This is a genomic window from Rhizobium sp. Root491 (genome assembly GCF_001427205.1).
Lineage (GTDB): Bacteria > Pseudomonadota > Alphaproteobacteria > Rhizobiales > Rhizobiaceae > Agrobacterium > Agrobacterium tumefaciens.
In genome coordinates this window covers 80,193-92,641 of record NZ_LMFF01000020.1, presented here as the reverse complement: position 1 = coordinate 92,641, position 12,449 = coordinate 80,193, and the positions used below count along the sequence as shown (strand labels likewise).

General features: G+C 58.1%; 8 protein-coding genes and 2 pseudogenes. 5 read left to right on the top strand and 5 right to left on the bottom strand.

What is annotated here, in order from left to right; genetic code table 11:
- The first annotated feature begins 168 nt into the window (after positions 1-168).
- Positions 169-915 (top strand): Crp/Fnr family transcriptional regulator, encoded by a 747-nt coding sequence (locus ASD46_RS25635; RefSeq protein WP_060642979.1) that lies wholly within the window; start codon positions 169-171, stop codon positions 913-915.
- Here ASD46_RS25635 and ASD46_RS25630 read toward each other — a convergent pair.
- Positions 898-1,137: a DUF6894 family protein gene (locus ASD46_RS25630; protein ID WP_060642978.1), complete on the bottom strand. Its 240-nt coding sequence runs from the start codon at positions 1,135-1,137 to the stop codon at positions 898-900. The two genes, ASD46_RS25635 and ASD46_RS25630, sit on opposite strands and share 18 nt — an antisense overlap.
- Before the next feature lie 243 nt (positions 1,138-1,380).
- Between ASD46_RS25630 and ASD46_RS25625 the strand changes: the two genes are divergently transcribed.
- The 4 genes and pseudogenes from ASD46_RS25625 (at position 1,381) to ASD46_RS27275 (ending at position 2,732) form a co-directional block, all read left to right on the top strand.
- Positions 1,381-1,584 carry a hypothetical protein gene (locus ASD46_RS25625; protein WP_060643048.1) on the top strand — a complete coding sequence of 68 codons (204 nt, stop codon included), beginning with the start codon at positions 1,381-1,383 and terminating at the stop codon, positions 1,582-1,584.
- Positions 1,585-1,617: 33 nt separating this feature from the next.
- Positions 1,618-1,803: pseudogene (locus ASD46_RS27555) on the top strand (hypothetical protein); the annotation flags it as partial.
- 24 nt (positions 1,804-1,827) lie between these two features.
- A pseudogene (locus ASD46_RS26835) lies at positions 1,828-1,974 on the top strand (DUF3175 domain-containing protein); the annotation flags it as partial.
- A gap of 542 nt (positions 1,975-2,516) precedes the next feature.
- Positions 2,517-2,732 (top strand): hypothetical protein, encoded by a 216-nt coding sequence (locus ASD46_RS27275; RefSeq protein WP_112286142.1) that lies wholly within the window; start codon positions 2,517-2,519, stop codon positions 2,730-2,732.
- Between the two features lie 397 nt (positions 2,733-3,129).
- Here the strand turns inward: ASD46_RS27275 and ASD46_RS25620 are convergent, their stop codons facing one another.
- The 4 genes from ASD46_RS25620 to ASD46_RS25605 all read right to left on the bottom strand — a co-directional run bounded on the left by ASD46_RS25620 (position 3,130) and on the right by ASD46_RS25605 (position 12,213).
- Positions 3,130-5,373, bottom strand: coding sequence for a glycosyltransferase family 4 protein (locus ASD46_RS25620; protein WP_060642977.1), 2,244 nt, complete (start codon positions 5,371-5,373; stop codon positions 3,130-3,132).
- Positions 5,370-8,609 (bottom strand): glycosyltransferase, encoded by a 3,240-nt coding sequence (locus tag ASD46_RS25615; RefSeq protein ID WP_320188091.1) that lies wholly within the window; start codon positions 8,607-8,609, stop codon positions 5,370-5,372. Before ASD46_RS25615 ends, ASD46_RS25620 begins: the two co-directional genes overlap by 4 nt.
- Complete coding sequence (gene glf, locus ASD46_RS25610) at positions 8,602-10,959, bottom strand: UDP-galactopyranose mutase (RefSeq protein WP_060642975.1); 2,358 nt, start codon at positions 10,957-10,959, stop codon at positions 8,602-8,604. The genes ASD46_RS25615 and glf overlap by 8 nt, the downstream gene beginning before the upstream one ends.
- Before the next feature lie 93 nt (positions 10,960-11,052).
- Complete coding sequence (locus tag ASD46_RS25605) at positions 11,053-12,213, bottom strand: glycosyltransferase (protein WP_082546271.1); 1,161 nt, start codon at positions 12,211-12,213, stop codon at positions 11,053-11,055.
- Positions 12,214-12,449: the final 236 nt, after the last annotated feature.

Sequence of the window (12,449 nt, the reverse complement as noted above, 5' to 3'; positions counted from 1 at the left end):
AGTCGTCCCGGCAAGAATTTCGCCTGTTCGGCCATTCCCCGATGCAGCAAGGGACCCTCCTGCAAATTCGTACGGAAACGTACTCACTGTTTTCATGCGATTTTCCGCTGTTAATATGACCGCTGCATATTGTTGTTTTCGAGCAAGGGGCGAACCGGGCGAACCGCTATGCTTGGATCTGATTTTCTTGTTTATAACCTGCTATTGAAAACCCTGGGCATGGAAGGGCTGTCACGGCTCGCGTCTCGAATGGAGCACGTCGATCTGCCGGCGGGGTATCAGCTCGTTGCGCCTGGCGTGCCTGTTTCCCATCTCTGTTTCATCGAAACCGGTCTGGCATCCACCGTCGTTCATAACGATAGCGGTAAAAGTATAGAAACCGTGCTCGTCGGCCGGGAGGGGATCACCGGCTGGCCCGCTCTTCTGGGCGCGGAAACCACGCCGGATGAAACCGTCATGGGTGTCGGCGGCCGTGGCTTTCTGATCCCCGCCGTCGAACTGCGACAGGAGATGGAGAATGACGTGCGGCTGCGGGAGCTTTTGCTGGGCTATATCAATATCTGTCTGCTTCAGGTGGGCCAGCTTGTGCTGGCAAATGGGCAGTACAGTCTGCGCGAAAGGCTCGCGCGCTGGCTGCTGATGTGTCATGACCGGCTCGGGACCGATGATCTGCCGATCACCCATGAGTTCCTCTCCACGGTTCTTGGCGTGCGGCGGCCGGGCATCACCAACGAGCTGCATGTTCTCGAAGGCATTCATGCCATCCGTGCCAGCCGAGGAAACGTCCGGATCGTCAATCGAAGCATATTGGAAGACGTCGCCGACACGACCTACGGCGTCCCGGAAAAAGAATATGAAAAACTGATAACTCGTATGCGGACGGACGTTGCAACGCCATCAGTCATTTCTGCTTAGCGCGTCAGCGAAGCGGACGACTTTCAATACTTCCTGCTGTTTATTCCGGATGATGATGCATCCTTCCGAGATATCGCGCCCTTGCAGGATTGCCTCGCTCATCAGCGCCCGGGCATCTTGGAGCGCCTCCTCGATCGCCCGGTCGAGCGACGGCAGATCGCTGCCTTCCGGATCATCGAGGATGTTTTTGCCGCTGATCACGGTGAAGAAAAATCTTGGCATGTTGGTTCCTCAGGAAAGACATGGTCGCCGTAGGCGCACCGCGGAGCCATTCTGGAGATGCGATCGGATTTGCCGGATTTGTCCGTCATCGTCATGTTCCCTCGGATTGGATTTTCTCTCTCGCGCCTAACCGGGGCAACGCGAAATTGTTTCGAAAAAAGTTGCCCTGCTGTGTCGTTGTCTTCGCGGAACATCGTCGCCGCAAAGAGGTTGGGTGGGTTCGCAACCCAACCGGAGGCAATGATGACCAATAATTCTCCACGAGATGGCGCTCCCGGCACCACCGACCAATCACCCCGCTGGGAGGGGCCGAAGGAAACCCGCCCCAGAGGCTACATGGAGCCCGCTGACGATCCCGAGCACGATCGGGATGCTGTTGGGGAGAACCTCAAAAACCCACGTAAGAAGCGTGTTTCCGACGCAATGAAAACGCGCGACGACAAGTAATGCGCGGCTCGTCCGCTGCGACAGGAGGAAGACATGTCCACTTCAACAAAAATACCGGCCAGCATCTGTCAGGGCGGGCCGGGTGCATCGCATGAAAACGCGAAGGCACCCTTGGAAATCAAGAAACCCGCCGCAGATAACGACAAGCGTTCGAAGAACAGGGTTTCCGGAGGAGGTCGTGGGCGTGACAGTCACCATACCCATGACCCATACCGAAAATCATGTGTCGCCGGGAGAGAAACAATGAAAAAGGCTAAAAAGAAATGGTCGCAGAAGGTGACCAAGGAAAGCGACGCGCTCGATCTTGAGAAAGACGTGTTCACAAAAAACGATGCCTCGGAGATTCCCAGATCGCTCAAAGCCTCGGCAGAGCAATCTGATAGGCGCAAGGTCGATGTTACGGGATTAGCCCACTGATTTATCGCGGTCGATTTGCGCAACGGCCGAAATAGACAGGGTTACCCTGGAGTATATCGGTCAGCGTTGGTTAAGCGCCGAGTTCGGCGCTGATTGGTCCGCAAGCTTTCCTCGCGACTTTTACGATTCATGCAATACATATGCCTCGCGCAAATCCAGCATCAAGACGGTTCGCGGTGAGCCTACCGAGGATGGCGATGCTGCGGCTCTGGGGGTCGAATGCGTGTGCCAACGACAAAGAGAATGGCGCTGATGGCTGCCAGCCCGGCAAAGAGCAGGAACGTGCCTGGTCCGCCAAAGGCACACCAGGCACGTTCCTGCCTAGCGTCGGTCCCTTTAAAATCTCCGATGGTTGAGAACGAGTGAGCGCCAAAATAGCTGCCTCTGCTATGGTCGTGCGAGATACCCTCGACCAATATGTACTCCACCGCAGGGCACGAAGAGAATCTCTCCGATCGTGAAAACATCCATCGAGGCTACCGGACCCCAGGAGCCCACGCACTGAGAAAGCCGAGTTGGGCAAACGCAAGCAGCATGCAGCCGATTACGAGGCCGCGGATTGCGGCTGTGCGCTCGATGTACTGGCGCGCCAACGCGTTCCCGATCAGGACAATCGCGGCATTGATCAAAACGAGATAGGCATATCCATGCCTCCAGCGACATGGCTGGTAAGGCACGGAGCGGGTGTCGTTGACCGCTGGTCGGCATGGAGATGGAACCGTGCCAGTTGACCAGCCTCTTGTCGTCATTTGCAAATCGTGCTCGGAACGCTGGGTCTCTGCTGCCGACACCGTCGCGCACAAACTCGGCCACCAGACGTTTTGGATCTGTCGGCTTTCCGCAATATCGGTACCGTCGAGCACGGAATATCTTGAGAACGCTGCGGCGTCGCTTGCGCTCACCAATACGACCGGAACGCCCAGTGCTTTCAGTCTCAGGTCGCCTCCAGTCACCTTTCCCGACCGAGATTAAAGTCGAGAACGCGACTTCACCCGGACAGTGCGTCCCGCATTCCAGAAATGGTGCTGCTCACCCCCGGGGCGACTGCATGGTCTTGGCTGGCAAGACAGCTCCGCGCATCGACAACGACAGTCACAACTCTGGTGAAGTTGACGGGCGCGTGATCGATCAAGCCCTGAATGGCGCCAGTTTGATTGCGGCTGCCAGGGGGGCATACGCCGCCCGGCCCGATGCGGTGATTTCCGTGGAAAGAAGCCCGTTTTCGCACAGTCGGCCGTCGTCCCATCCCGGGTGATTGACGATCGGATAAAGGCACACACCCTCAAGCGGAACGCCGTACTGCATGGCAATCTGCACTTCGGCGCAAACATATTCAAACCAGGATGCCCTGCGTCCTCCCTCCGTACCGGTTTCAGCGATCAGCATGGGCTTGCCGTAACGCGCATAGGTCTCGATGAGAATTTTGCTTAGCGGTTTGTACAGCGGATGGCCGATATCGACCGGCGGCCCGCCGTGGATCCACTGGTTATTGAAATAATAGTTCACGCCGACGATATCGAGATAACGCTCATCACCGCCGATCTGCGGCCACATCCGGCCGGAGATCAAGTCCCAGCCCTGGAATTGAGACTGGCGGTGCCCTTCCGCCATGCCTGCTTCCCACGGGCGCGATGGATCGGTGATGACGTTGATGACAGGATCACAATGGACAAACCGGGCGCGGGGATCGACCGAAATTATCGCGTCCACGGCACTAATCGCCGCTCGTGCCAGCTGCACTTTCAGTTCGAAGCCACGACCTCGGCTAAACGGGTTGAGATATCCCGCATCGCCTCCGCCCCAGGCAAAAAACGAAATTTCGTTGACGGGGCAATAGAAGGGAATGTCGTCGCTTTCCTCACGCACCAGGCGGGCGCAGGCTGCGGCGTAGCGTGCAAATCGGTCAACGAACCGTGGCGACCAGATGTCCAGATCATCGGGCCAGCCATAATGCAGCAGATCCCAGATAACCTGCGTTCCCGTCTCCCTGGCCGCCCGCAGCATCGGGCGAATGCTGGACCAGTCGTATTCGCCGGCACCGTCGATCAAATGCCAGCGAAAGCCATCCCGCACCGTGCGGATACCGAATTCGGCAAGCTGGCGATAATCCCGTGCGGCATTTATGTCGTGAGTGATCGTAGAAATCATGTCGAGCCGCCGGCCGTTGAGTTCGCCGTCCCTTGGCCGAAGGCGATGGCTCGAGCACTCGAAACCGCCTTGCAGGAAAGATTTGAACAATCCCGTCGCTCGCGCCGCTTTGCGCTCCTTATTCACTTCGGTGAACAATTGCTGCCAAAGCGGTATCACCGCTTGAGCGGAATAGGTCGCCTCCACTTTCCGCTGCAATGCGGAGCCAAGGGAACGCCGGCGTTCGCCAGAGGCAATCAGAAAACCGATCCTCTCGGCGACAGCAACCGGATCGTCATAGTGTACGAACAGGCCCGAGACACCGTCCTTTATCTGCTGCATCGCGCCGTTATCCGGCGTTGAGATGACGGGTAGACCTGCGGCGCCTGCTTCCGCGATCACATGTGGCATGCCTTCGCCGCGGGAAAGCCATGTAAAAATATCGAAGGCTGCGAGAAGATCGGCAACGTCTTTTCGGTCGCCCAGAAATTGAAGGACGTCGGAAAGCCCATGTTTTGCGGCTAATTCCCTTAATGTGGTCGCGTATTGCGGGAGGAAGGCATCAGGCCCGCCGACGATGACGAAGCGGGCGCGGGCGTGGGCGCGGCTGACGATTGCTGCCGCGTCGATGAAATCTTCGACGTTCTTTTTCGGATCGAGGCGGCCGACCCAGCCGATGAGGATCTGATCGTCGGTGATGTTGAGACTGCGGCGCATCCGGTCTCTTTGTGTCGGGTCAAAGGCCGACAGATCGACCATCGACGGAATTTCGATGGCGCACGCTTCGCGGCCCGGCATGTGGGAGGCAGCGGCATCGCGGATCGTGCGGCAGACGCCGACATAACGGCTGGTGAAATGTTTCGGCCCTGCAAGCGCCTCCGAGACGAGGCCACCATGTTCGATAAGCAATGGGCGCAGGTGCAGGCGCTCCAGCGCCGGGTAGATGTCGGCAACGTTTTGGCAGGAAACCACGATGTCGTAGCCGGAAATCTTGCTGGCGAGATAGGCAACCGTATCGTCGAACGAGAGGCTGTAGGGCGTGGTGTCAACGTCAACCCCGAGCGCGCGCAGCTGTTCGTGCGTCTGTTCCGGCATGCCCGGTTTGCGAAAGCAGGCAACGACGTCAATGCGATATCGCTTCCTGTCTAGGTGCTTGGCGAGTAGCTGGACTTCCGTTTCCTCTCCGCCGACGACCAGCCAGGCGAAAACGAACAGTATCCTTAAAGGCGCTTGTTCGGCAATCATTCGCTCACCTGGAACACGATTTGCAGAAAGTCCGGTCTGTTTTCGACCAGATCGGCAAGAAAGGCCGGGGCCTCGTCCATGGCGATGACATGCGTGATCATGTGTTCGCGGATCAAGGCACCCTCAACGGCAAGGAGATCCACGGTTGCGCGTGCTAGTCGTTCCCTGTTCCAGAGCGGCGCAAGCCCACGCGGCACGCGGTTTATCTGCGCGCACCGGATGTTGAGGCCATTGTGATGAAATTCCTCGCCCAGCCGCAGATGATCGGAGCCGCCCTGATAAAAGGCAAGGTCGATCACGGTTCCCTGTGGTCGCAGGGCTTTCAGCGCCGTGTGCAGGCTTCCGGGATGTGCTCTGGTCTGAAATACGATATCTGCGCCACGCCCCATCGTGCCGTCGTGCCAGCGAGCCTTGGCGTGCTGCCATGCCTGCTCTTCGCTCATTGCGGTCAGGCCGATGGCTTCGGCTTTTCCGCGACGGAAATCGGACGGGTCGGTGATGATAACGTCGGAGGCGCCAAGCTCTCGGGCAAACAGTGCTGTCATCAACCCTACGGTGCCTGCCCCGATGACGATTACGGGGCGCCCTTTGACCCCCGCACCCAGCGTCGGCACATTCACGCCAAAAGCTTCCGCATCGGCATGAAGGATGCCGTTTGCCGCAATCGGGCCCATCTGCGCAACAAAGATGCCCAGCAGCGGATCGAGGGTCGGCGGCAGGGCGACTAGCACATCGTGGAAAGGGTCTGCCGTATGGCCGGTTTTGTGACCGTAGGCCGAGGCGATGATATCCCCTGATGCAATTCCTGCTGCGTGAGACTGCGATACGCGGGCGACCTCCATGTATCCGAGGAACGGCACAGGGTAGTGCAGGTCCGGCTCGTTTTCGATGAACACGCCGCGACCATGGTCAAAACGGGAGCGGAAATAGGGATTGGTGTTCTTCAGAAACGTCAGCTCGGTTCCTGCGGAAAGACCGGTATAAAGAGTATCGAGCCGAAACTGACCATCGGCTGGCGGACCTTCGTCATAACCAAAGAAGTAGGCCCGACCCGGCGCTTCGACCCCGAGCGACCTCACGTGGCGGTGGCCGGGCGGCAGCCCCTGTGGTGCTTCCGGGCGCGGCTGGAACTGCAAGGGGGCTGGTTGCACGCGCACAAAATCCGGCTTTTCAAGACGGACAGGTTCCCCGCTTTTTGCCGATGACATGACCGCAAGAGCGAGACGGTGCGTGGCGAGGGCTTCTGCATAGGGGCAGCGAATGCAGTTTTCACCGCCACGCACGGCGTCGATAAAATCTCTGTCTTCGCGCCAAACCGGGTCGCCATCTGCGCCGCGCACGGGGCGTCCCTGTCCCACATCCACCATGATATCCCTGTCGGTCAGCTCTATGGCCAGCCGGTCAGCAAAAATGTGGAGACCGACACGGTGATTCCAGCCGAGCAGGCAGGTGGAGGCGATATTGGCCACCACGCCCGTCTCGAAAGTCAGGTTTGCAGTGGTAACGGTGGGCACGTCGAGGCCGGGGAACTCCGGTCGGTCCTTGTGTCCGATGCGGCCATAAACCTCGGTCACCTCACCGACAAGAAAGCGGACGAGGTCGAGAAGATGTGTCGCCTGCTCCACCATTTGCCCGCCGGATTGGTCCCGCTTCCACCACCACTGAGGCGGCGGCGTTGAATCGAGCCAGTAACCGGACAGGAGCTGAGCAGGATTTTCGGCCAGAAGACCACGGGCCTCGTCTATAATGTCGAGATAACGCCAGTGATACCCGACCGCTGTGATCAGATTCTTGCGCGCGACGCCTGCAGCAATTTCCTGCGCTGTTTCAATGTTTAGTGAAACGGGCTTTTCGACGAAAAAAGGGATGCCCCGCTCGATCAGATCATGCTCTGGCTCCCCGTGAGCAAAGGGTGGGATGCAAACGTATACGGCGTCCGGCAGAACAGCATCCAGCATGTCGCGGTGATGCTGGAAGGACTTCGCGCCGAAACGCATCGCCGCCTGGTCCGCCCGTGCGATATCGGGGTCGGCGAAACCGACAAGCTCGACGTCATCAAAATCGGCCAGAATGTCGAGGTGCCGCTGGGCGATGCCACCGACACCGATGAAGGCGAGGCGTGTCTTCTGCATGGAATTGTCCTTTTGATTTTGCGTTGCTCGCCTTCCGAGCACCCGCTCGTAGACTGCGCCGGTCTCCGCTGCCATCCGGTCAGCGGAGAAGTGTTTCTGGAAACGCTCGCGGCCCATATCGCCAGCGGTGGCCAGACGACGAGGATCGCTCAGTGCCTCTATGATGGTGCACGCCAGCGAGGCGGGCAGATCGGGTTCCGCAAAAAAGGCGTGGACTTCCCCCAGCGCTTCAACCGTTCCTCCAACACGCGTTGCAACTACGGGCAGGCCAAGCGACATGGCCTCCAGCACGGCAATCGGCAGCCCTTCGAAACGCGACGGAAGCACAAAGAGGTCGGCGACGCCCATGATCGCAGCGATATCCGATCTCTGACCGAGGAAACGTACGTGGTCATCGATGCCCAGTTCCGCCGCCAGCCTTTCCGCATTTTGCTGTTCCTCGCCCGATCCCACCAGCAGCAGCACGAGCGACGGATATGATTGCAGGACTTCCGGCAATGCATGCAGCAGCTTCGCGTGGTCCTTCTGCGCCGTGAAGCGGGCGACGGTCAGAAGGACCGTCTTACCCAAGAGGCCGAGGTCCTGCTTCAGCTGGGACGATGAACCGGCCGGGCTGAGTGGAAAAATGCCGTTGCGCACGATCGTCAGTTGTGTGGGCGCGATGTGGGAACGGAAACTTTCCATCGACGAAGAGGACACGACGATATGGTGGGCAAGGTGTCGGGTCTCGCGCCTGTAAAGCTCCTGCTGACTTGGGTCGGTTAGAAGATAAGGAAGATGCTCCGTCCTGATGATGGGAATTCTCTTGACGGTTTCTGCCGTGGCAAGATCATGCCCTTCCCATCCGATGCCGGCGTGGACATGAAGAAGGCTGATATCTGTCTTTGCGAGCCATGCGTGAAAGTCGCTATGATTTGCAGCCAGTTTCACACCTAGCCCGTACCGCGCCGCACGCGGCAGCAGACCGGCCTTGTCCTCGAGGATCAGGGACAGCGTTACGTCCCAACGACTTGACAGCGCCCGACCGAGCGCAAGCATGTGCTCTCCCATTCCGGATGGGTCGAGGCTGTCGGTTGCAAGAACGATGCGGGGCCTGTCAGTCACCCTGGGCATCGACCATAACCCCGCCGCCAACCCGCTGTGACCGCAGACGTCTGTAGGTCGCGAGAGCCTGACCTACAACCTGATCCATATTGTAGTATTTGTAGGTGCCAAGCCGCCCGACGAATGTCACGTCATCCTGTTTGCGGGCCAAAGCCTCGTATTGTTTGTAGAGGGCCTGATTTTCCGATCGAGGAATAGGATAATAGGGGTCGCCCTCGGCACAGGCATATTCGTAGCTGATGCTCGTTCTCGGATGGACCTGGCCGGTTAGATGCTTGTATTCCGTCACCCGCGTATAGGGCACGTCCTGCGAGGGATAGTTGATGACAGCCACCGGAAACATCCGTCCGATATCATGGGTCTCATGGTGAAATTCCAGACTGCGGTAGGGAAGATGGCCGAAGCGGTGGTTGAAATATTCATCGATCGGGCCGGTAAAGATCGTATGTCTTGCAAGGCCCGCATGCCTGATGTCGGCGAAATCTGTGCCGAGCATGACGGTGATGTTCTCGTGGTCGAGCATGCGCTCGAACATGCGGGTATAACCGTCGCGCGGCATGGCCTGAAACCGGTCTAGGAAATAACGGTCGTCCACGGTCGTGCGGGTCGGCACGCGTGCGGTGACGGAACGGTCGAGTTCCGATGGGTCGAGGCCCCATTGTTTTCGCGTGTATCCCTCGAAGAACGTCTGGTAGAGTTCTCGTCCGACCTGCGATATGACGACGTCCCTCGATGTCAGGATAGAATCACATGGCTGCGCTCGACCCGCGAGGAAAAGGGCAGCCGCGGCTTCATTTGCGAGATCAAGATCATAAAGTGCGTTCAGCGTCGTGCGGTTGATCGGTATGGGAAGGCGTAGATCGCCGACCTGCGCAAGAACCCGGTGTTCGTAGGGCCTCCATGCCGTAAACCGGGAGAGATAGGCAAAGATGTCCTCGCTGTTGGTATGGAAGATATGCGGCCCATATTTATGAACCAAAATACCTGCCTCATCGTAATGATCATAGGCGTTGCCGGCGATATGGGGCCGCTTGTCGCATAGGAGGATTTTCTTGTCCCCGTCTGCGGCCAGACGTTCGGCCAGGACTGATCCTGCAAATCCCGCGCCGACGATGAGATAGTCGTAAGTCTGCGGTTTATCGCGGCGAGCCTGTCTGAGAAACGATCTGTCGGGAGTAACAATCGGCATCCCGATGTTTGTGGCCGCCCTGTTGACCAGAAGTGACATGGCGTCGAATGTTGCGTCCCACGATGAACGCGCAAGGACCTCGTCCACCGCCTGAAGCCAAGGGTCGCCACCTCTCGATATGGCAAGTGCTGCGTCACAGGCCGACGCAAAGTCACCGGTGCCGTTGGCGATGAAAACGCCGCGGACATCGCCGTAACCGCGTACAACATCTGTAATATGCGTGCTGACGACGGGGCATCCCGCCGCAAGATATTCCGGGGTTTTGGTCGGACTGATGAAACGCGTCGCATCATTGAGGGCAAAAGGCATCAGCGCGACGTCCCAGCCGCTGAGATAGGCGGGAAGGTCCTCATAAGCCTTCTGACCGAGATAATGGATATTCGATGCCGTTGGCAGGTCGGCGGGTGAAATCTTCAGAACGGGGCCGACAAAAACGAATGAGAAGTCCGGGCGAACCGCCGCCATCTTGCCGATAAGGCCAAGATCCAGCCGCTCGTCAATCACGCCGTAATAGCCGAGACGCGGATGGGGAATGGACGACTGATCGGCTGGCTCCGCGATATCCCTACGCGCCGTGTTGAAATGACCGGTATCGACGCCGGAGGGGAAGGGGTGGATGTTATCGTGCCGGTGCTTCTTTGCTTCGTAAAGGCTGATGCCGCCTGTGAAAACTACATCCGCCCGCCTCATCAGCGCCTGCTCGGCGTCCCTGATCTCCGGTGGAGCATGCTTGAAGTTGGCAAGCTCATCCATGCAATCATAGATCACTGCTGCGGCATCGACGTGTTTTGCAAAGCTGAACATTATGGGTGTGTAGAACCAGAGGATGGGTTTACTGCCGCCCTGTAGGTCCAGCAGTTCGTCAAGTATCCGACCCAGTGCAGCATCGCGCTCTTCGGCGCTCCACCAGTGAGGAATGCGGGGACGGATCGCCTTGACGCTGGTTCCCTCAAACGAATGGATTTCAAGATAGGCAAGGTGATGGTCGGTCGGAATGAATTCCTCGAAAAAGAACACCTGCCGTTCGCGTGAGAAGCGCTGCATCAGGTGCTGCGGTCTTTGCAGAACAAAATCCCATCTGAGATGGGAAAAACAGATAAGGGGGGAATTGGCCGGCACGCCGACATCAGCCGATTGCGGGTGGGAATTCAGCAGGTTCATCAAACACCTCGCAATAAAGCGCACGTCACATTGACGGTCTTCGAACCACCGGTCGGTCCTATAGTTCCTGAGATGTCATAAAAAACGATCCGGCTAATATTCGCCGAGGATGCGTTCCAGCTTTCGGATGCTGTGCGGCCACGTCCAGTTTGCGAGGACGACGTCACGGGGCCGATAGGAATCAAGTCGTCCAAGCATGCTGCTTATCCCCTCGTGAAATTCCTCTGGGGTCGCTGTGCCGCCGGTATCTGGCGTGATGTATTGCAGGCCACAGCTCAACCGACTATTGGCGAGAACCGGAATGCCCGCCAGCATATATTCGGTGAGGATCGCAGGCGCGCCGTCGTCAACCCCGCAGACGACGCCGATCCTTGCCATGTTCATCAGCCGATTGACTTCGGCGAAGGCGACACCCGGGGGATCGACGAAATCGACATTTATTCCCAACTCCCGGGCCTTGCGGTGCAAGTCACCGATCATTTCCCCATAACCGCAAACACAGAGCGTGCGTAGCGAGCGAGGTAGCCTGTCGAGAGCCGCAAACAGGATGTCGTGCCGTTTGTATGGCTGGGCTGCGGCAACATAGATCACGTCGTATATTTTGCGCAGGCCCAGGGGTCGAAAGGTCAATTCGGACGCAAATTCCGGACCGATTGGCATGATCGCGGTCGCCATCTCGGGGTGACGTATGCGTACCTCTTCGGACTGCCACTCAGCGCCCGTCAGGACAAGATTGAAATGACGGCTGACCTCAAACGGCACTCTTAACGCCGGCGCATCGATCGAATTGTAGATTTTGTAGCTGTCCCGGCACGCCTCGAGAATGTTCTCATCGACGCCAAGGCCCCAGACGCAGAGGATCGACGGCACCCCGAAGGCCTCAACGTGACCGATCATGTCGTTCGACGAAAAAGGTGCAGCCTCGCCGTTCATCCTGAACATTCGGCGCCTCAGGTGGGAGCCGGGAAGGATCGTGTCCCTTGGAGGCGTTTCTCCGCGCCAGTGCGTCCATATCTCGGCGCAATTGACCAGTCCTGTTTTAAGGGCGGCAAGGGGCAATCGCTCAATATAGCCGCCAACAACCTCCACCGGTTTTGGTGATTGTGATGGATGTGGATAATTTCCACGGGAGCCTGCAAGCCATTGATTGCGAAACCATTCAACGCTCTGGACACCGGAGTGATCGGGCCTGCCATCCTGAAAATCGCTGATGATGACTATTCTACGTATTGCAGCGGGCGAACAGTTCGCCATGGTTTGCCTCCTGGTATCGTTCAAGTCTGCACTTCCCCGCCAGTCTTGATGAGATCCGCCGAGCCGCGACGCCTCATGGAAAGTCGCTGATGCGTCCTGCAAGATCAGCTGAAACGCCTCGCCAAAAAACGCTCAGCCCGCCGCATCCAGATTGATGGCGTTGCAATCACCAGAACCCAATCCATCACCTGTTCCTTCATTGAGCGCAGCGTAAATAAGGCCAGAATTGCCGTTCA